The sequence below is a fragment of the Fibrisoma montanum genome (assembly GCF_003583365.1).
GTDB lineage: Bacteria > Bacteroidota > Bacteroidia > Cytophagales > Spirosomataceae > Fibrisoma > Fibrisoma montanum.
In genome coordinates this window covers 55,402-75,303 of the sequence record NZ_QXED01000001.1, presented here as the reverse complement: position 1 = coordinate 75,303, position 19,902 = coordinate 55,402, and the positions used below count along the sequence as shown (strand labels likewise).

Here is a 19,902-nt window from a genome sequence, read left to right as displayed (position 1 = left end):
TCGTTAAACGAGTTGGTATGGTGTAGATAAGGCAAAAAGCCTGAGAAAGCCAAGGAATTGGGCCTTTGCCTCATTTTTAGAATGATTTTTTAGAAGAAGGTATATTTATTGTGTTTTGAGCGTTCTTTAATAAGGCAGGTTTCATATCCAACCGGCTGTAGAAAAGGACGAGATGCGGAAAGGAACCGTAAAATTTCAGAATAAAGACAAATCGGTGTTCTTTCCGATGCTTCGGGAGCGAGTTGACCACTATTTTGCCGAACAAGCCCTGTCAAAACAAGGAGACCAGCGTTTAGTATGGAAAGGCATTTTTATGCTGGGTTTGCTACTGATACCTTATGCGCTGATTCTTTCCAATCAATTTTCCGCCTGGACCATGCTGGGGTTTGCGGTCCTTATGGGCTTGGGTACGGCCGGCGTCGGTATGGCCGTAATGCATGATGCCAACCATGGTTCTTTCTCCAGTGTGCCCTGGATCAACAATCTGTTCAGTTCGTGCCTGTATCTGCTGGGGGGGAATGTACTTAACTGGAAAATTCAACACAATACGCTTCATCATACTTACACCAATATTCACGACGTTGACGAGGACATTACAGGAAAATTCCTGTTGCGGCTTTCATACAGCGACGAGCGGAAGCGTATCCACCGCTATCAGCACATATACGCTTTTCTGCTGTATGGATTGATGACCTTTTCGTTTTTCGTCAAAGACTTTCGGCAGGCATACCGGTATAATTACCGGCAGGAGGGGAAACTGGTAAAGCCGTTTTCACGACGGGATATTGCGGTATTGGTTATCAGTAAAATCTTTTATCTGCTCTTCATTGCCGTATTACCATTGACAATAACGGATCTGACGTTTGGTCAATGGCTTCTTGGCTTTGTGGTTATGCATTTCACGGCGGGTCTTGTACTGAGCACCATCTTCCAGCTGGCACACATTGTCGAAGGGGCTGAACAACCGGCTCCCGACACGAACGGAATTGTCGGAAGTGCCTGGGCTATTCATCAGATGCAGACTACGGCCAATTTTTCGTGCCCGAGACTGCTTTCGTGGTACATCGGTGGGCTGGATTTTCAGGTCGAGCACCATCTCTTTCCTTCCATTTCGCATATCCATTACCGGGCTCTTTCGCCGATTGTACAGCGTACGGCCGAAGAGTGTGGTATCCCATACAACAACAAGGCCTCGTTTCCGGAGGCCATCAGTTCACACATCAAGATGCTAAAAGTACTGGGCCGGTAAGGAAAGAATCACTCTTTCGCCACCGGCCCAGTTCGGTTAAACCTGTTGCGCGTTACAGGAGAAGTCCCGCCAGCGTAGCCGACATATAGCTGGCCAGCGTACCGCAGATGAGAGCCTTGAAACCCAGTCGGGCAAGGTCGCTCCGACGCGACGGGGCCAGTTCGCCAATACCACCCACCTGAATGGCGATTGACGAGAAATTAGCGAAGCCGCACAGGGCAAAGCTGGTAATGGCTATGGTTTTGGGATCGAGCGTCTGCTTGATTTTAACCAGATCGAGGTAAGCTACGAATTCATTAACGACCATTTTGGTCCCCATCAGCGCACCGGCGGCTTCAATGTCTTTGCCCGGTACACCCATCGCCCAGGCAAACAGGGAGAACAGCTTACCAAGCAGGAAATTCAGGCTCAGGTTATCGAAGCCAAATACGTAGAAACCTAGCCGGAACAGCAGGCTGTCGATCAGAGCAATGAGCGCGATAAACCCGATCAGCATGGCGATAACATTGAAGCCGACCTTCAATCCTTCGCTGGCTCCGGCAGCGATGGCATCCAGCAAATTGGCATGGGTCTTTTTAATGTCTATCTTAACCGTTCCGCGCGTTTCCGACACTTCCGTTTCGGGATATACGATCTTGCTGATTACGAGCGCGCCCGGGGCTGCCATGATACTAGCCGCCAGCAAATAGGGGGCTGGTACGCCCAGCGAGATATAAACAGCCAGAACGCCCCCTGCAATACAGGCAAAGCTGCCTGCCATGGACGCAATCAACTCGGAGTTGGTCATGGTTTTCAGGTAGGGCTTCACCATGATCTGCGCTTCTACCTGACCGACAAACGTACTCGCTACGTTCGATAGGGCCTCTGCGCCACTAACGCCCATAAGCCATTTCATGACGCGGGCCATCACGGCAACTACCCGCTGCATGATGCCCAGGTGGTAGAAAATGTTGACCAGCACCGCCACAAAGATGATGGTCGGAATCACTTTAAAAAAAAAGATGAAGTTGTTTTCCGGACCAAAAGCGCGGGTCAAAAGGTCGGTTTTGACGAGCGGAGAGAACACAAACTCAGCACCGGTGTTGGCTTTCTGCAGGAGCCGGTCGACGTAGTAGCCAAGTCGCTGGAAGATCTGCTGGCCGATGGGGGTTTTCAGGACGAATACTGCGAGTCCAAACTGCAATGCCAGGCCAACTCCGACGGTACGATAGTTAATTGCTTTGCGGTTATTTGACATTGCATAGGCAATGCCGAGAATCAGAACGATGCCGATTAGGCCGGTAAAGCGGCTCATTGAATAGGGGTGTCGTGGTAATTTTTAAGTTAAGCCTGCGAAGATACAAACAAAAAAGGAGGAAAGGAGGAGGGAGAAAAGGACGAAGGGGAGGAGTTGGAAAGGATGTACACTGGTAACCTCCTTTCTTCCTGCCTCCCCTTCGTCCTTTTCTCCTTCTACATTAAATATCCGCGATGGCCCGTTCAGCGCCTTCCTGATATTCTTCTTCGATAATAGCCTGATCGGCCGGTTTCAGTTCAGGGTCGAACAGCCGGGCGGTCATGACTTCTTTTTCGGTTACTTCGAAGAATCGCTCGTGGATATTGAACGGCTTTTCACCCTTTGGTACTTCACACTTTTTAAAGGTTCCATCTTCCTGTAATTCGTAGGCATTGACCGTATCGAGCAGGTTGTAGGCGAGCAGCAGAATGGCCTGCTGTTTCACCCGCTGGTCGGCCAGAATAAACAACGATTCGATTCGACGGTCGAAACTGCGAACCATGATGTCGGCGCTGCCGCCGTAGATTTTAGGGTCGCCGTTGTTGTGGAAGTAGAACACGCGGGTATGCTCTAGGTAATCGCCCACAATCGACCGCACGGTGATGTTCTCGCTCAGTCCCTGCCGACGCGGGCGAAGGCAGCAGATGCCCCGCACGATCAATCGGATAGGAACGCCCGCCTGCGAGGCTTTGTAAAGCTCATCAATGACCAGCTTGTCCTCCAGCGAATTGAGTTTGATACAGATACCGCTCGGGAGTCCGTGCTGGGCATTCTCTGCCTCGGTCTGAATCAACCGAATCAACTGTTCGCGCATGCCCCGCGGAGCCGTAATCAGGTACCGGTATTCGTTCGGGAGCGAGTGGCCGGTAATGACGTTGAAAAACTCGGAAATGTCGTGGGTGTACACTTCATCAGTCGTTAGCAGGCCAATGTCTGTGTACAGCCTTGATGTATCTTCGTTATAATTTCCACTGGCCATGTGGGCGTAGCGCACCACGCGGCTGCCTTCATTACGTACAACCAGCAGCAGCTTGGTGTGAGTCTTATAACGGCTGATACCGTAGATGACGAAACAGCCGGCTTTCTGCAGACGCTGGGCTTCACGAATGTTATTTTCCTCGTCGAAACGAGCCTTTACTTCAAACAACACGGATACGTGCTTCCCGTTTTCAGCGGCTTTCAGCAACGCTTCGGTAATCCGCGACCGCTTGGCCAGCCGATAAACCGTAATTTTAATTGCCAGTACGTTGGGGTCTTCGGCCGCCTGTTCAAGCAGCTGTAGTACGGGCTCGAAGTTGTTGTACGGGTGATGTAACAGGACATCGCGCTGCCGGATGACTTCGAAAATATCGTCGAATTTTTCGCGGTTCAGGCCCAGTGGCGGTACCGGTACGTGCGGACGAGGCATGTCATCCTTGAACTCCGGATGACGAATAATCTGCCACAACGCCGAAAAATCGAGCATGTAGGGCGCTTCAAACAGATTCAGCTCATCGATCTCCCAGCGTTTTTTTAACAGGTTGATCATCCAGGTGGCTCCGGGCGTATCGGGGCTGACTGGTTCCAGCTCAACCCGGGTCACGCGCCCCAACCGGCGGTTTTTGATCTTCTGTCTGACTTCATCCAGAAAATCGGCTTCATCGTCGTCGTTTTCGTCGAGTGTGAAGTCGCCGTTCCGGGTGATCCGGAAGAGATTGACCGAAATAATCTCAACATTTCGATACAGCTTCTTAATGTTCTGCCGGACAATTTCCTCGATGGGCAGGAAAATTACCTCATCGTCGCGATCAAACGGCAGGAAACGCGGCAGGTTGGCCGGAATCTGTACGAACGAAAGGCGCTGCCGTTCGTCTTCGTCTTCCGAGCGCAGGCTCTGCAGCGGTGCATCATCGGGGTTGACCGTTACGACACCGAAAATCAAAACTTTGGCCAGCAGCACCGGGAACGTATGCGTGTAGTCATACAGCATCGGTGTCAGCGTCGGGTAGATCGTCCGGTCGAAGTAATCGGTAGCCTCGGCTTGTTCGTCGGCGGTCAGCTCGTCGTAATGAACCAGTCGAAGCTGGTTGCCGGCAAAGAGTGGCAGCAATTCCTCAACGAAGACCTGGTTCTGGTCGCGGCTAAATTGCTGGGCGGCCGTGAACAATGCCTTGCGAAACGGCACTTCGCGCAGACCGGAGTAGTCGACGCGCTGCTTGTGATAGTCGAGATAATTGTAGAGACTGCCGACGCGAATCATGAAAAATTCATCGAGATTCGACGCCGAGATGGCCAGGAATTTGAGCCGCTCCATCAAGGTCCTATTGGCGCTACGGGCCTGATCCAGTACCCGTTCGTTAAATTTCAGCCAACTCAGATCGCGGCTTAGATAATCACTTTGTTCAATGACGCTAATTACCTTTTCGCTAACTTTTGCCATTTTATCAGAAGCTTTATCGGCGGTATTCTGTGGTCGTTGTGTCAATCGGGAAACCAGGTTCCCGAGTAAGGTTCGATTGGTGGGCATAGCAAAACGCATTCAACTTTACTGATTAAAACTACAACAAAAAAGCGGGCGTTTCGGCCCGCTTTTCTTTTTTTCTTAAACGTCGACTCTGGCGTATTTCGCGTTCCGTTCGATAAAATCGCGTCGGGGTGCTACGTCGTCGCCCATCAGCATGGAGAACACGTGGTCGGCATCGGCGGCCGATTCTACAGTCACCTGCTTGAGGCTCCGGCGGTCCGGGTCCATGGTTGTACTCCAGAGCTGTTCGGCGTTCATCTCGCCAAGACCTTTGTAGCGCTGTACGCCTACATTCTCTTCGCGACCTTCACCGGCCAGTTCTCTAACCGCGGCTTCGCGTTGCTGCTCGGTCCAGCAGTAGCGCTCTTCCTTGCCTTTTTTCACGAGGTAAAGCGGAGGCTGGGCAATGTAGACGTAGCCGTTATCGATGAGCGCTTTCATGTTCCGGTAGAACAGCGTCAGGATCAGCGTCCGAATGTGGCTGCCGTCCACGTCGGCGTCGGTCATGATGATGATCTTGTGGTAACGCAGTCGCTCAAGATTCATCACGGTCTCGTCGTCTTTCTTTTCCAGCCGAACGCCAAGTGCCGTCCAGATATTTTTAATCTCTTCGTTCTCGTAGATTTTGTGCTCCAGTGCTTTCTCTACGTTCAGGATTTTACCCCGCAGCGGTAGAATCGCCTGGAAAGCCCGGTTACGACCCTGCTTGGCTGTACCGCCCGCCGAGTCACCCTCAACCAAGTACAACTCACAACGCTCGGGATCCGTATCCGAACAGTCGGCCAGTTTGCCCGGCAGCCCCATACCACTCATGAAGTCCTTGCGGTCAGCCATGATTTTGCGGTAAGCGGCATCGGCTGCAATACGTGCCTGCGCCGAAATCAGGACTTTTTTGATAATACCCTGGGCGGTCTTGGGGTTTTCCTCCAGCCAGGTTTCAAGCATCTCGGCTACCGTCTGGCTGACGGCACTTACTACGTCCTGGTTGCCAAGCTTTGTCTTCGTCTGGCCTTCAAACTGGGGTTCGGCTACTTTAACCGAAATAACCGCCGTCAGCCCCTTGCGGAAATCTTCACCGGTAAACGTTACTTTACCGGCGTTCTTACCCAGAACGTTGCTGTTGCGGTCGGCGTAGTTCTTCAGTACCCGCGTAATAGCCGAACGGAAACCCTGAACGTGCGTACCCCCTTCGTGGGTATTGATGTTGTTAACGTACGACATGACGTTCTCGCCGGCTTCGTAGTTATACACCATCGCTACCTGAACGGGCGTTACGCCTTTCTCGTTTTCCATGTAAATCGGCTGCATACCGTCGAGAGCCGGGCGGCTTTCGTCGAGGTACTTCACAAACTCGATCAGGCCACCTTCTGAGAAGAAGTCATCCTGGTTAACAGGCTGGCCGTTCTCATCGAGGTCGCGCATGTCCTTCAGCAGAATGTGAATGCCTTTGTTAAGGAAAGCCAGTTCGCGCAGACGACCCGCCACGGTTTCATAGCGGAATACCGTTTCGGTAAAGATGCTGGCGTCAGGCTTAAAGCGCACGATCGTACCGGTATCTTCGGCTTGGCCGATAATCCGTACGTCGTACTGAGGATGCCCAATTTTATATTCCTGCTCAAAGATTTTGCCTTCGCGGTGTACTTCCACACGCAGGTCTGTCGACAATGCGTTTACGCAGGAAACCCCTACGCCGTGCAAACCGCCAGATACCTTGTACGTGTCTTTATCGAACTTACCACCCGCGTGCAATACCGTCATGACCACCTCCAGGGCTGACTTTCCCATCTTGGTGTTGATACCGGTCGGAATACCCCGGCCGTTGTCGGTGACGGTAATTGAGTTATCCTCGTTAATCGTTACGGTAATGGTATCGCAGTATCCGGCCAGGGCCTCATCGATGGAGTTATCGACAACTTCCCAGATGAGGTGGTGCAACCCTTTGACGCCGACATCGCCGATGTACATGGCAGGGCGCTTACGAACGGCTTCCAGACCCTCTAATACCTGAATGTTATCGGCATTGTAGTTGCCATTTGCGTTGACCTGGTCCGGCGTACCGGCTACCTCCGGCTGGATGTCTGCTTCAACAAGTTCGTTTGTCATATTGGAATGAAAGTATGTCAACAAGTATGCTGGTAAGGGGTTCGGAAACCAAGTTGGCAACCTGGGTTGCCTGACTCGTTGTAGATTGTAAAAATACAAAAAAAAATCGTCATTTCCTACTGCTTTCAACTCGCATGCATCAATATACGAAAAATCTGTGAATATGCCATATTTTTAACGTAGGCCACTTTTAGCTACTGCCAGTGCAACAAAAACAGCTGAAATCTACCGGGCCAGGCCGACTACCTTAAAATCCGGATGCAAACATGAAGACACGGCCGCTTTCCCGAAAAAATCTTATTGACGAGCCTAAAAATCTGTGGCTTTTACCTGCGCAGAAATACGCAAAAAGAAAGCCGAACATCTATTGTCCGGCTTGTCATACAGAAAGGCGTTACAACGGTCAGTCTTCCGGATAGGGGATATACACAAAACCCGCGAAATCGCCCTGCACAACAAACAGGCAGCAGTATTCGTCGGGCTTTTTGTAATTCTCTTTGAACAGTTCGACCGACTCCGGTCCAATAAGATTACGCTGAACAAATTCATCAACAAATGTGGCCTTGTAGTTCCACTGGTTGGATAGCTCATCAGCCCCAATCAGCAATTGTCCTATGGGTACGTCCCGCCGGGAAGCCACAAAAATTGGAAACTCCGAAAAGCCACGGGTCCGAATCTGGTAGGAAGCCTCCTTCAACTGGTCGGCCACCAGCACAAAATCCGACGAAATTGCCCCCATCAACTGCTTGTTGATATCGGGCGAGTTGGCATCGTCGAGGAGCGTGTTTTCGTTGCTATGGTGAATCATCGTTGTTTATTGTTCATCATTTGTTGTCAGGTGCACAACCTCGTAACAGCCGGTAGCCGGTACAAAGGGCCACATTTCAATTCAAAACCGTGCTGCCAACAACAGTTCCAGGTCTTTGAAACGCATGTTGAATTTCCTGGCAATGTAGGCGTTGGTCAGTGTGCCCTTATGGGCATAAACACCTTTCATGAACCAACGGTTCGCGTACATCATCTCTTCAATGCCCCCGGTCGTACCGGTTTCCAGCAGGAAAGGCAGGAAGATATTGCTCAACGCCATACTGGCCGTGCGCGATACCCGGGCGGCAATGTTCGGTACGCAGTAGTGCAATACGTCGTGGTGCCGGAAAGTGGGGTTCTTATGCGTGGTCATTCGCGAGGTTTCAAAGTTGCCGCCCTGGTCGATGGCTACGTCAATGATGATTGAATCGGGTTTCATGCGACTCACCATCTCTTCGGTCACTACCACGGGACTTAATCCATCCTCTGCGCGCATGGCACCGATCACTACGTCGGCCCGTTCAATGGCTTCGGCGAGCGTATCCGAATCGATGATGGACGTGTAGATGTGCATACCAACGGCGTATTTGAGCCGCTGCAGCTTGTAGAGATATTTGTCGAATACCTTCACGTCGGCCCCCATGCCAAGGGCTGTCCGGATGGCGTATTCATTCACTGTACCGGCACCCAGCATGACTACTTTTGTCGGCGGAATGCCCGTAATGCCGCCCAGGATGATGCCCCGGCCATTATCGACATTGCTCAGGTATTCGCCCGCGATGAGCATGACGGTACTGCCGGCAATCTCGCTCATGGAACGAATCACGGGCAACCCACCGGCTTGGTCCTCAATGTATTCGTAGCCGATGGCCGTAATATTTTTAGCATTGAGCTTTTCGAAGAAGGTACGTTCGAGAGCCGGCAGATTGAGGGCGGAGATGACCGTACTGTTGGGTTTGACGTGCTCAAATTCACCGTCGAGCAAGGGCTCAATCTTCAGAATAAGGTTAGCGTCATAGACTTCTTTGGGGGAGTAAGCGATCTGCGCTCCGGCTTCACTGTATTCGTTGTCGGCAAATTTGGCGCCTTCACCGGCTCCTTTTTCAACAATAACATTGTGGCCGTTCCGAACCAGAATAGCCACTGCTTCGGGTGTCAGGGCGATGCGGCTTTCCTGGAGCGAGACTTCCTTGGGAAGGCCAATCAACAGGCTATTCTTACTGGTTTTAACTGCCAACGGGGCTTCCTTTGGATACAGGGCCGTCTGTTTGGCCAATTCCTCAAATCCGGTCACTTTTGTGAGGTTTACAGCTTACTGGTTTCAGTTTACTGTTTACAGTCCTTGGGAAGGCCAGCTCGTGCTGAAATCCACCGAAATCCGAGAACTATAAACCGAAACCCGTAAACTATCCAACTAATTGAGTTTTTACAGTTCGGCGGCCATCAACATCGGCCATTATGTCAATTTGGTAGTACGTGGCCGGCCACAGCGCTGCAACGCGCTGTGGCCACTCCACCAGGCAATAGTTTCCTGAGTCAAAGTATTCCTCCATCCCAATGTCCAATGCTTCGGCTTCATTGCGAAGCCGGTAACAATCGAAGTGATACACCGGACGCCCTTCGTGGGTGGTGTATTCATTAACGATGGAAAAAGTTGGACTTTGTACCATACTGACCACGCCCAACGCCCGGCATAACGCTTTGATGAGCGTGGTCTTGCCTGCGCCCATATCGCCCTCGAATAGCCACACCCGGTGCTGACGTCCTTCGGCCAGGAGCTGATGCGCTACAGTATCGAGTTCGTCGAGTCGCTGGAAGTGTAGCATCATAGGCTTTGAGCTTTTGAACCGCAAAGATACGCTTTTTTAGACCTTCCACTCCTTCCGCATCGGACGACTCAGCCGCTGATTGGCTTCGGCGTCGCCCTCAAACTTCTCTTTGTCAGGATTCCAGCGCAACGGCCGCTTCAGCTCGTAGGCGATGTTGCCAATGTTGCAGACCGTAGCCGTACGGTGGCCAACCTCTACGTCGCAGATCGGATTCCTGCGCGACCGGATGGCGTCCAGAAAATCCTTGTAGTGGTTATCGCTATAGTACACCCGTTTTTCACCTTCGCCAATGACCTTATCTTTCAGGCTGGCGGGTGTGGTGGTCAGTTCGCCACGGGCTACTTTAACCTCGCCCTCGGTGCCGATAAACTGGCAAAACTGCTTTCCTTCGACCGGCTCATGTACCATTGTGACGCCGTTGGCGTAGCGGTACGTTAGCCCTTTGCCGCTGTTGTCGGTGGGGGGAATTAGCTCTACGGGACCGGAGTTATCCATGTCGAGCCCCCACTGGGCGATGTCGAACATGTGAGCCCCCCAGTCGGTCATGCCGCCCCCGCCAAACTCGTTGATGGCCCGCCACTGCGCCCAGAACGTATCCGTAAGGCTGGGCGATAACTGGGCGTTAAACGGCCGCTCGATCATATTGGGACCTAACCACGCAGCCCAGTTCAGTCCTTCGGGGGTTGGTTCGGCCGCCAGGTCCCACGGACGCGGTGGACCACCCACGTTAATTTTTACAGTCTTAACCTCGCCGATGTAGCCATTACGAACCAGTTCGACGGCCTTTCGGAACTCAGCCCACGACCGCTGCATACTGCCGGTCTGGAATACACGCTTGTTTTTACGAGCCGCTTTTACCATCGCCCGACCTTCGGCAACGGTTAGGGACAGGGGTTTTTCGCAGTAGATGTCTTTCCCGGCTTCGGCGGCCCGAACCGCCATGGCTGCGTGCCAGTGGTCGGGCGTTGCAATCACGACCGCATCAATGTCCTTGCGATTGAGCAGCTCGCGGAAGTCGCTGAAGGTTGCGCAGCCGTCGTAGGTGGCTTTGTCTGTTTGTTTGGCGTAGTGGGCGTTTACGGCTTCCTTAAACGCGTTGAGCTTAGTTTGATTGACATCGCAGGCGGCCAGCACCCGGGCGTCGTTCTTGAGAAACTGGTTGCGCAGACCACCGCTTTGCTTCCCAACGCCGATGAATCCGACCGTAATCTGGTCGCTCGGAGCCAGGAAACCCGGACCGCCCAGTACGTGGCGGGGCACGATAAAAAAGGCGGATAAACCAGCGGCTTGTTTAAGAAATGTCCGGCGATTGGCTAAGGGTTGTAGAGAATCGTTCATGACGTATTTATTTTGGGGAAAGTTACGAAAAACTATGCCCAAAATCGTTAACGTCGGCCTGATTGGCTTCGGGCTGTCCGGCCGTTATTTTCATGCGCCTTTCCTGACCACAAACCCTCATTTCAAGCTCAGTAAAGTAGTTGAGCGACACCGCAACGAGGCTCAGGCGTTCGACCCGTCGCTCATCACCGTGCGTAGCCACGATGAGCTGTTTGCTGACCCGGCCATTGATCTGATCATTGTCAGTACGCCCAACGATACGCACTTTCCCTACGCTAAAGCCGCCCTGGAAGCCGGCAAGCACGTATTGATCGAAAAACCCTTCGCCAATACGTCGGCTCAGGCGCAGGAACTGCTGGCACTGGCGCAGCAGCGGGGGCTGGTGGCGATGCCGTACCAGAACCGACGCTACGATGCCGACTTTCTGACCATTCAGCAACTGTTGCAGGCGAATCGGATCGGCGAGGTGAATGAGTTTGAAGCTCACTTTGACCGCTACCGGCCGCAGGTGCTCGATAGCTGGAAAGAATACGATCCCGACGGGGGCGGCAATCTCTACAACCTGGGGCCACACCTGATCGATCAGGCCGTTGTGCTGTTCGGTCCTCCGGAAGCAGTATGGGGAGATGTACGGATTATTCGACCAAACGGCCCGCAGGACGATTACTTTGACATTGTACTCTATTATCCCAACAAACGTGTTCGGCTGAAATCAAACATGGTCGCGGCCGATAACCAGCTTCGATACGTCATTCATGGATCGCTGGGTTCGTTTGTTAAAAGCGGGCTCGATATTCAGGAGGAGACCCTGCGCAAAAACCAGCTGCCTGATTCGGCTGATTGGGGTTATGAGCCTGAACGTCAGTATGGTACGTTAACAACCGCCGAAGGGCAGAACGTTGTCGACAGTTTGCCGGGGAACTACCACCCGTTTTACGATAACCTGTACTGGGCCATCATTGGTGAAATTCCCCAGGAGGTTGCGCCGGAGCAGGCGCTGGCCGTAATCCGGATTATGGAACTGGCGCGGGAAAGCAGCGCAACACGAGCCATTCTTCCCTTTTAAATCCGTTATAAATGCAGCAAGGCCGCTCTCTAAGCGGCCTTGCTGAAGGTACGTTGCGACGCGGTACACTGCCCACTATTTCAGATTCATATCGTCAATCACCCGCTGCACTTTCGCTTTCAATTGTTCGTAGGTTTCGTCGAAGGCTTCCTTACTCGCAAGAGGCTCGCGAACGCTGACGTAGAACTTTATCTTCGGCTCCGTACCGGAAGGACGAGCCGATACCTTTGTGCCGTCGGCGGTGAAGAACTGCAGTACGTTCGACGATTCGATGCCCATTTTACCAGCTTCGATCGGTACGGTCACTTCATTGCCGATGTCGGTGCGGGTCAGTTGTTTGTAATCGTCGATGCGAATAACCGGCGAACCTGCAATTTCCTTCGGCGGATTGGCCCGAAAATCGGCCATCATCTGCTGAATTTCCTCGGCACCTGACTTCCCTTTTTTGGTCAGCGACACCAGTGCTTCGTAGTAGAAACCGTTCTCCTGGTACATTTCCATCAGCATGTCGAACAGACTCAGGCCCTTGTCTTTTGCGGAGGCCGTCAGTTCAGCAATGATGGCGCAAGAGGCAATCGCATCTTTGTCGCGGACAAAGTCACCGATCAGATAACCATAGCTTTCTTCGCCACCACCGATGAATTGCTCCTGGCCTTCCAGCTCACGAATGACCGATGCGATGTATTTGAAGCCGGTCAGGGTATTGTAACAGGTTACGCCGTAGCGCTCGCACATCCGGTCGATGAGGTCGGTCGTTACGATTGTTTTCGCCACAAACTCTTTACCGGTCAGCTTACCAGCCTCTTTCCAGGCATTGAGCAGGTAGTAGATGATCAGGCTGGCCATCTGGTTGCCGTTCAGCAACTCAAATTCGCCGTGGTGGTTGCGGGCACCCGCGCCAACCCGGTCCGAATCGGGGTCGGTAGCCATTACCAGATCCGCGTTCAGCGACTGCGCCAGATCGAGGGCCAGTTTCATGGCCGCCCGCTCTTCGGGGTTCGGCGATTTAACCGTCGGGAAGTTGCCGTCGGGGGTGGCCTGCTCGTCAACGATGTGTACGTTGGTAAAGCCGAGCGCTTCCAGGGTTCGCGGCACCATCGTGATACCCGTTCCGTGGATAGGCGTATAGACGATGTTCAGATCCGACTGCCGGGCAATGACGTCCGGATTTACCGCGTTGGTTTTGATCCGCTCAACGTAGGGGGCATCAATTTCCTCGTCGATCATCTGAATCTTTTCCGGCACGCCCTCGAATTTGATATCGTCAACCGAGGTAATCTTGTTCACCTCCTCGATAATGTTTTTGTCGTGCGGAGCGACGACCTGTCCGCCGTCGTTCCAGTACACTTTGTAGCCGTTGTACTCCGGCGGGTTGTGCGAAGCGGTCACGACGATACCACTCTGACACCCCAGCTGCCGGATAGCGAACGATAGCTCGGGCGTTGGGCGCAGCGAAGTGAACAGATACACTTTAATGTTGTTGGCCGAAAAAATATCGGCGACCAGACGGGCAAATTCCGGACTCATCCGTCGGCTGTCGTGGGCGATGGCCACGCTGATGTCTTCGCCTTGAAACGTCGCATTCAGGTAGTTGGCGAGTCCCTGCGTAGCCGCCCCAACGGTGTAGCGGTTCATGCGGTTGGAGCCTACACCGATTACCCCCCGTAATCCACCCGTACCAAATTCAAGATCACGATAAAAAGAGTCAATTAAATCGGCCGTTGTATCGCCTTCCATCATCTGGCGAATGGCGCTCTTTGTATCGGCATCGTAGTTGCCGTTCAGCCAGCGATCAATACGTTGCTGGGTTGAGGAATCAATGGCAGTTGTCATTGCTGAAGGGTGAATTTGTTTGGTAAAGACAATGCGCCAAAGTTACTACTGCCAGGCCGCCTGGCAAATCCGGAGAGTAGATTTAAGGACCCTGGTTTTCTGTTATCTTCGAACACGATCAAATCGTTCCGTCATGGCACTACACGTCGAAACCCGCAAGCTGACCGTTGCCGAATTTCACCGGATGGAGTTCGACGATAACGATACCCACCTGTACGAACTCCTTGACGGTGAACTTGTGAAAAAGGAAGCTTCTACGCCTGAGCATCAACTATTAGTACGCGATTTGGCATTTGCCATGCATTCGTTTGCGAAGCAGCAGCCGTTGGACGAAGTTATCTTCGCTCCTGTTGATGTGTTTCTGGACGAATATAATTCTCCGCAACCTGATCTGGTTTATGTAGATAAAACCAAAGCCGATCTGATAACCAACGACGGTATCGTCGGTGTGCCAACACTGGTTGTTGAAGTAATTTCTCCTTCGCCTGTTTATCGAGACCGGGTAACGAAGAAAGCGTTGTACGAGCGGTTCGGCGTTCAGGCGTATTGGCTGGTTGACCCTGCGGATGAATATGTCGAAATTTTTACATTAGTCGAGGGGCAGTGTCAACTGCTGAGCGCGGCATCGCTGGAGGAAGGTCAGCTTACCTCCAACGTATTAACCAGCTTACCGCTCGAATTAAAAAACTTATTTGCGTAATCTGGAACTATACGTACCGCTCCGTAATGTGGCGCGCCTGCTCGGTTGTTTCAACCAGCAGCGGATGCCGGGGCTGAGACAGCGCCGTTTCTAGTTCCTCAATGGTCTCTTTGAACAGAAGATTGACCGGAATCTCGTAATTCTCCACCTTACTTTTCAGGTACACCAGCGAGGGCCGGACGTCGCCCGAAGCGGCCAGCCGATTGTATTCCTGTTTAGCTTCGGCAAATCCTTCGTCACTGGGACCAAACGATACCACTCGTTCTGGCAGGGGATTGGCCTTGCGATTCGCCAACTTGGCGTCTAAGTTGGCCAGCAGGCGTTTAAGGTGGAACGTGTTTTTGCCCGTACGGATGCGCTCCCGGAGCGATTGCCGGATCAGGTACGTAAGCGCATTCGTCAGGTTCAGACCAATCTCAGCCATCTGCTTGAAGATCAGTGACGAGGGCGACATGCCCGGTATGGTGTTCGGGTCGTGGAGCAATACCCGCTCATCCGGTGTCAGGAAGCCATCAATGCGGGCGTACACGTTGATGCCGAGTTTCGTAAAAACCTCTGCCACGGCCAGTTGAATTTTCCGGTTGTTTTCAAGGCTGGTCGCAACCGGAATCCGCTTCTTGGTGGTGTTGAGCTTGTACTTCGACTCAAAGTCAAAGCTGGTTACGTTATAAATCTCAGTAGGGGGGAGGGCAATAGCGCGGCCGTCGTCGTCCTGGATGACGCCACACGAAAACTCCTGGCCGCTGATAAACTCTTCGAACAATACGTCATCTTCGGCATTGACCGAGGCCAGTGTCAGAGGTTGCCCCTTCATTGAATCCAGCTTGTCGATCAAAACCTGCGGGTGCCGGATGACTTCGCCGGTTTGTTCAATAACCACCGGAAAGCTGATCCCCGAATCCAGACTCACCATAGTCTGAGCCAGGTCGCGCTTCTCGTCGGCCGATAACTCCGCCCATTCGCTGAGTTTAGTGAACCCATCCGGCTGAACGCTCATTGTAAAAAAGCATTGCTCCACCGACCGGCAGAACGTAGCAAGATCGGGTTCGCGAACAATTGCTACCCCAATGGATGAACCCTGATGAGGAGCCTTAACGACAATTGGCAGACCCAGATGTTCAGTCAGCGACTGAAAGAATTGCGCTTTATCGGCTCGTTCCCACGCATCGCGGTCGATGGTGGCCGTTTTTTTCTGCTGCCCGTTCGCCAGCGCAATCAGTTCGTTTTGCAGAATCTTGTTGATGCCGATGGCCGAACCAACCAGGCCCGGGCCCGTGTACGGCATTTTATACCACTCCAGCAAGCCCTGAATGGCACCATCCTCGCAGTCGGGACCGTGCATCGCCAGGAAGGCAATGTCGAAATGGGTGCTGAACGTTTCAGGACGAATTTCTGGATAACCGGCTGCCAGCGCGTCGGTTTCCAGGGACTCGTCATATACCGAGAAACCGGAAGTATCCTGTGGAATTACGTCCCGCAGAGAAGTCGCCTGCAAAAACGACGGCTCAACGCGCCGGAATCGCCCGCGACCATCTACGAAGATCAGAACCGGTTGAAATAACCCTTTGTCCAGATTAGCCAGCGCCGTACGGCCCCCGGCAAACGACACCTCGCGCTCCCGCGCCGGCCCACCAAAGAAAATACCTACTTTCACGAAACAGAGGAGATAATGAGATTCGCAAAGAAACGAAAAAGCCGCCTGTTTGGAGACAGGCGGCTCATTAGATTTATCAGGTAGATGATTACGTCCCTTTGTTCTGTGATTAAAACGCCGGGGTGATATTTACCGCTTCAACCCTGGCTATTTCGGGCACCGCTTTCAGGATGGCTTCTTCAAGCCCGCCTTTAAACGTCATGGCAGACATGGGGCATGACCCGCAGGAGCCCATCAGTTCCAGACGAACTGTCTTGTTTTCAGTAATCTCCAGAACCTTTACGTTACCGCCATCCGCTTCCAGATAGGGCCGCATACTGTCCAAAGCACGCTCTATTCTTGTTATCAACTGATCGTTGTTCGTTACCGTCTCCATTGAACCCTACGATTTGATGTAAATATACAATTAATCGGCTGCTTACGCAACTTCAACCCGCTGCGTACGGTCGAGGGTTGCGTTCCGGATGGCTACGTGCTGTGCCAGGGCTTCGGCCGTTGAGCGGAACGCATCACTTACCAGCGGTTCCGTACTGTTGATGGCCGGGCGACCCTCATCACCGGCTTCCCGAATACTTTGTACGAGCGGAATCTGCCCGAGCAGCGGTACACTAAACATATCGGCCAGTTGTTTGCCACCACCTTTGCCGAAGATAAAATACTGACTGTTCGGAAGTTCGGCCGGGGTGAAATAGGACATATTCTCAATGACACCCAGAACCGGTACGTTGATTTGCGGCTGCCGGAACATTGCCAGGCCCTTGGTCGCATCGGCCAACGCTACTTTCTGGGGCGTCGTTACGATGATAGCGCCGGTTACCGGTACGGTCTGCACCAGCGTCAGGTGAATGTCGCCCGTGCCCGGAGGCATATCAATCAGAAGGTAATCCAGTTCCCCCCAGTCGGCATCGGAGAAGAATTGCTGCAAGGCGCGGCCGGCCATGGTGCCCCGCCAGATAATTGCCTGTCCCGGGGCTACCAGAAAGCCCATCGATAATAACTTGATACCGAATTGCTGAATTGGCTGCAGCCGATTCTGGCCATTTACCTGCGAGATCATAGGCTGCATGTCTTCCGCCCCAAACATGGTAGGGATAGAAGGACCGTAGATGTCGGCGTCGATGATTCCAACCTTTGCGCCGGACTTATGCAGAGCTACTGCCAGATTTGCCGTTACGGTCGATTTGCCAACCCCGCCCTTGCCCGATGAAACAGCAATGATGTTTTTAACACCCGGAAGCACCGGCGCATTGTTGCGCGTTGATGTCACGTCGGATGTCATATCGATAGTCACTTCGATGTTGGCTCCAATATGGCTGTGGATTGCGTCTTCACACCGTTTCCGAATCACTTCCTTCAGCGGGCAGGCCGGAGTAGTCAGCACGACCGTAAAGCGCACCTGATCGATACCCAACTGGATGTCTTTCACCATGTTGAGCGATACAATGTCGCGCTTCAGATCCGGCTCTTCTACATGACTCAGGGCTTGGAGAACGGATTCCTTACTTAATTTATACTCAGACATTTCGGTAGGTCAATTTGGTTCACAACAGCTATTCGGCTGAATTGGTTTGTAGTGATTCACCCTTTTGCGCCGGAACCGACAACACTAACTGATCAAGAACAACAGACCGCTCAGCCTCTACGTCCACGAGGTCTCGCAGCGTGTCCAGTCGCTTCAATAAACTGTTCAGAAACGACCGGTGGCCGGGCGTATCGCCGTACAGCGGACGGTGAGCCAGGGCTTTGCGAATACTAGCCCACTCGGTTACGAAGCCGCGAAGTTCGTGATCAAACGCACTCTGGGCAAACTTCTCGAAAATATAGTTCTGTGCCAGTGCATTTGGGTGGATCAGATCGGCCTCGTAGAAACGGTAGTCGCGGAGGTCATCGACCATGATTTCGTAGCTGGGAAAGTACTGCACCCAATCATTCCAGACGGTCAACTCGTGCGCAATGACCCGTAAGACAGACTTACTGGCCTGGTTAAGTGGTAACGTATCGCTCGTATGCCGAACAGGGCTAACGGTCAGCAGTATCCGAAGGTTTGGGTTAGCCCGACGTAGCAGTTTCAAGACCTTCACCAGGTCGTCGCGCAGATGGTCGATCTGATACAGGTACTTTTCGAATTGAGAGCCGGGGGTTTTGTGGCAATTAGCGACAACCTGCCCCGTCTGAATGTGGCGATACACTACAGCCGTTCCCAGGGTGAGCAGCAACCAGTCGGCCTGGCGCAGGGCGTCGGCGGTTTGCGTCAGCCGTTCTGTCAGGCGCTCACACAGCTCGGTTTGGCTGTGTGCCCAGAGCGATGAGTGAAAATCGTAATGAAACCAGATGCCGTCCCGTTCAATGTACAATGACTCATCGGGCTTTGTGCCGCGCAGGGCCATTGTCAATAATTTGGCGATAGAAACAGGATTGAATACCGTACCAAACGGGTTGTTCAGAACGGACAATTTATGGTCGGTCAGTTGGCGACCCATTACGTCGGCAAAGCACGATCCAATAGTCACAATCCGGTCTGTCAACCGGATTGGCACGGGTAGTGATTCGGGTATTAATTCAGTATGGAATAGCATACTTACATAACAAAAAACTGAGCCGGATAGGTCCGTTTATTACTAAACTTTTTGTTGCATAACCAGCTGATTATTAAGGTAAAGAGGCTGCTTTGGAGTACGGTAAGAATGTGCATGTTAAAATGAGCCAGCAACGCAACTTGAAAGGCTATGACCTAATCAGCCGACAGTGTATCGCGGCTAATAAACGTACCAGCTGCGTGGTATTCTTCCGGCTTTAGGCTCCGTACGTACTGTTCAACGGTCTCAGAACCGGCGTTAATAAGCCAGTTTTTGACGCTGCTATTGGTCGTATTGCTGGCAGCCTATTTACAGTACCCACGGGCCTTACGTACTATTTTAACGGCCAGATTCGGTATACACGGGTTACCGTTTTACTGATCTACAAGCTGCGGTAAGCCACACGAAGGATCCAGCTGGTGAGTGTGTCCCTGTCTGTTTCGGGTCTAACCAAAAAGAAACCGCCCGACACTACGAGCGCCGGGCGGTTTACACAGAATTGCAGCCTGATTACTCGGCAACTACTTCAAATTTCACTTTGTGCTTTACGTCCTTGTGGAGGTCAAGCGATGCTTCGTATGTGCCGAGGCTTTTCACGTCTTCAACCGTAATCTTTTTGCGGTCAATGTCGAACCCTTTCTCACGCAGCGCGTCAGCAACCTGTGTGTTGGTCACGCGTCCGAAGATACGACCGCTTTCACCGGCTTTCGCAGGGATAGTCAGCAACGTATCGCCAATGCCTTCGGCAAGCGCCAGGGCATCGTTCTTGATTTTTTCGGCCTTGTGAGCAGCCTGACGAATGTTTTCGGCAACTACACGCTTATTCGAGTCAGTAGCCATTACGGCATATCCCTGCGGAATGAGGTAGTTGCGGCCGTAACCGGGCTTCACGGATACGATGTCATTTTTATAGCCCAGGCCGGCGATATCAGTTTTTAGAATGATTTCCATTTTTAAACAAGTTTTCG

General features: G+C 52.4%; 16 protein-coding genes. 3 read left to right on the top strand and 13 right to left on the bottom strand.

Translation table 11 applies throughout. From position 1 onward, the window contains the following. Window positions 1-172: 172 nt before the first annotated feature. Complete coding sequence (locus DYU11_RS00360; protein ID WP_119665668.1) at window positions 173-1,249, top strand: fatty acid desaturase family protein; 1,077 nt, start codon at window positions 173-175, stop codon at window positions 1,247-1,249. Between the two features lie 52 nt (window positions 1,250-1,301). On the opposite strand, the gene DYU11_RS00355 is transcribed toward DYU11_RS00360, so the two are convergent. The 7 genes from DYU11_RS00355 to DYU11_RS00325 form a co-directional block, all read right to left on the bottom strand. Then, window positions 1,302-2,543, bottom strand: a complete 1,242-nt coding sequence (locus DYU11_RS00355) for a NupC/NupG family nucleoside CNT transporter (protein WP_119665667.1) — start codon at window positions 2,541-2,543, stop codon at window positions 1,302-1,304. Between the two features lie 163 nt (window positions 2,544-2,706). Beyond that, window positions 2,707-4,944 (bottom strand): polyphosphate kinase 1, encoded by a 2,238-nt coding sequence (gene ppk1, locus DYU11_RS00350; RefSeq protein WP_229365644.1) that lies wholly within the window; start codon window positions 4,942-4,944, stop codon window positions 2,707-2,709. Window positions 4,945-5,106: 162 nt separating this feature from the next. Continuing rightward, window positions 5,107-7,131 carry a DNA topoisomerase (ATP-hydrolyzing) subunit B gene (gyrB, locus tag DYU11_RS00345; protein WP_199736642.1) on the bottom strand — a complete coding sequence of 675 codons (2,025 nt, stop codon included), beginning with the start codon at window positions 7,129-7,131 and terminating at the stop codon, window positions 5,107-5,109. Window positions 7,132-7,534: 403 nt separating this feature from the next. Beyond that, window positions 7,535-7,939, bottom strand: coding sequence for a hypothetical protein (locus tag DYU11_RS00340; RefSeq protein WP_119665665.1), 405 nt, complete (start codon window positions 7,937-7,939; stop codon window positions 7,535-7,537). An 81-nt stretch (window positions 7,940-8,020) separates the two neighbouring features. Continuing rightward, a complete protein-coding gene (locus DYU11_RS00335; RefSeq protein ID WP_119665664.1) occupies window positions 8,021-9,232 on the bottom strand; it encodes an alanine dehydrogenase in 1,212 nt (403 codons plus the stop codon). 112 nt (window positions 9,233-9,344) lie between these two features. Then, window positions 9,345-9,767, bottom strand: a complete 423-nt coding sequence (gene tsaE, locus DYU11_RS00330) for a tRNA (adenosine(37)-N6)-threonylcarbamoyltransferase complex ATPase subunit type 1 TsaE (protein ID WP_119665663.1) — start codon at window positions 9,765-9,767, stop codon at window positions 9,345-9,347. Window positions 9,768-9,803: 36 nt separating this feature from the next. Next, window positions 9,804-11,105, bottom strand: a complete 1,302-nt coding sequence (locus DYU11_RS00325) for a Gfo/Idh/MocA family protein (protein WP_119665662.1) — start codon at window positions 11,103-11,105, stop codon at window positions 9,804-9,806. A 34-nt stretch (window positions 11,106-11,139) separates the two neighbouring features. Between DYU11_RS00325 and DYU11_RS00320 the strand changes: the two genes are divergently transcribed. Continuing rightward, on the top strand, window positions 11,140-12,171 hold the full coding sequence (locus tag DYU11_RS00320; RefSeq protein WP_119665661.1) for an oxidoreductase: 1,032 nt from the start codon (window positions 11,140-11,142) through the stop codon (window positions 12,169-12,171). Window positions 12,172-12,246: 75 nt separating this feature from the next. On the opposite strand, the gene DYU11_RS00315 is transcribed toward DYU11_RS00320, so the two are convergent. Continuing rightward, a complete protein-coding gene (locus DYU11_RS00315) occupies window positions 12,247-14,004 on the bottom strand; it encodes a phospho-sugar mutase (protein ID WP_119665660.1) in 1,758 nt (585 codons plus the stop codon). Window positions 14,005-14,137: 133 nt separating this feature from the next. Here DYU11_RS00315 and DYU11_RS00310 point away from each other — a divergent pair, with 133 nt between their 5' ends. Continuing rightward, the gene (locus tag DYU11_RS00310; protein ID WP_119665659.1) at window positions 14,138-14,704 is read left to right on the top strand and encodes a Uma2 family endonuclease; all 567 of its coding nucleotides are present in this window, start codon (window positions 14,138-14,140) and stop codon (window positions 14,702-14,704) included. Between the two features lie 7 nt (window positions 14,705-14,711). On the opposite strand, the gene DYU11_RS00305 is transcribed toward DYU11_RS00310, so the two are convergent. The 5 genes from DYU11_RS00305 to rplI form a co-directional block, all read right to left on the bottom strand. Then, window positions 14,712-16,358, bottom strand: coding sequence for a D-alanine--D-alanine ligase family protein (locus DYU11_RS00305; RefSeq protein ID WP_119665658.1), 1,647 nt, complete (start codon window positions 16,356-16,358; stop codon window positions 14,712-14,714). Between the two features lie 109 nt (window positions 16,359-16,467). Then, the gene (locus tag DYU11_RS00300) at window positions 16,468-16,734 is read right to left on the bottom strand and encodes a NifU family protein (protein ID WP_119665657.1); all 267 of its coding nucleotides are present in this window, start codon (window positions 16,732-16,734) and stop codon (window positions 16,468-16,470) included. A 42-nt stretch (window positions 16,735-16,776) separates the two neighbouring features. Further along, window positions 16,777-17,880: an Mrp/NBP35 family ATP-binding protein gene (locus tag DYU11_RS00295; protein WP_119665656.1), complete on the bottom strand. Its 1,104-nt coding sequence runs from the start codon at window positions 17,878-17,880 to the stop codon at window positions 16,777-16,779. A 28-nt stretch (window positions 17,881-17,908) separates the two neighbouring features. Beyond that, window positions 17,909-18,934, bottom strand: coding sequence for a GSCFA domain-containing protein (locus DYU11_RS00290; protein ID WP_119665655.1), 1,026 nt, complete (start codon window positions 18,932-18,934; stop codon window positions 17,909-17,911). A 510-nt stretch (window positions 18,935-19,444) separates the two neighbouring features. Then, window positions 19,445-19,885 carry a 50S ribosomal protein L9 gene (rplI, locus tag DYU11_RS00285; protein ID WP_119665654.1) on the bottom strand — a complete coding sequence of 147 codons (441 nt, stop codon included), beginning with the start codon at window positions 19,883-19,885 and terminating at the stop codon, window positions 19,445-19,447. Between the last annotated feature and the right edge of the window lie 17 nt (window positions 19,886-19,902).

Bases quoted from the DNA above. Each gene is read 5' to 3' on its own strand.
- DYU11_RS00360 (WP_119665668.1), top strand. From the start codon at position 173: ATGCGGAAAGGAACCGTAAAATTTCAGAATAAAGACAAATCGGTGTTC.
- DYU11_RS00355 (WP_119665667.1), bottom strand. From the start codon at position 2,543: ATGAGCCGCTTTACCGGCCTAATCGGCATCGTTCTGATTCTCGGCATT.
- ppk1 (WP_229365644.1), bottom strand. From the start codon at position 4,944: ATGGCAAAAGTTAGCGAAAAGGTAATTAGCGTCATTGAACAAAGTGAT.
- gyrB (WP_199736642.1), bottom strand. From the start codon at position 7,131: ATGACAAACGAACTTGTTGAAGCAGACATCCAGCCGGAGGTAGCCGGT.
- DYU11_RS00340 (WP_119665665.1), bottom strand. From the start codon at position 7,939: ATGATTCACCATAGCAACGAAAACACGCTCCTCGACGATGCCAACTCG.
- tsaE (WP_119665663.1), bottom strand. From the start codon at position 9,767: ATGATGCTACACTTCCAGCGACTCGACGAACTCGATACTGTAGCGCAT.
- DYU11_RS00325 (WP_119665662.1), bottom strand. From the start codon at position 11,105: ATGAACGATTCTCTACAACCCTTAGCCAATCGCCGGACATTTCTTAAA.
- DYU11_RS00320 (WP_119665661.1), top strand. From the start codon at position 11,140: ATGCCCAAAATCGTTAACGTCGGCCTGATTGGCTTCGGGCTGTCCGGC.
- DYU11_RS00315 (WP_119665660.1), bottom strand. From the start codon at position 14,004: ATGACAACTGCCATTGATTCCTCAACCCAGCAACGTATTGATCGCTGG.
- DYU11_RS00310 (WP_119665659.1), top strand. From the start codon at position 14,138: ATGGCACTACACGTCGAAACCCGCAAGCTGACCGTTGCCGAATTTCAC.
- DYU11_RS00300 (WP_119665657.1), bottom strand. From the start codon at position 16,734: ATGGAGACGGTAACGAACAACGATCAGTTGATAACAAGAATAGAGCGT.
- DYU11_RS00295 (WP_119665656.1), bottom strand. From the start codon at position 17,880: ATGTCTGAGTATAAATTAAGTAAGGAATCCGTTCTCCAAGCCCTGAGT.
- DYU11_RS00290 (WP_119665655.1), bottom strand. From the start codon at position 18,934: ATGCTATTCCATACTGAATTAATACCCGAATCACTACCCGTGCCAATC.
- rplI (WP_119665654.1), bottom strand. From the start codon at position 19,885: ATGGAAATCATTCTAAAAACTGATATCGCCGGCCTGGGCTATAAAAAT.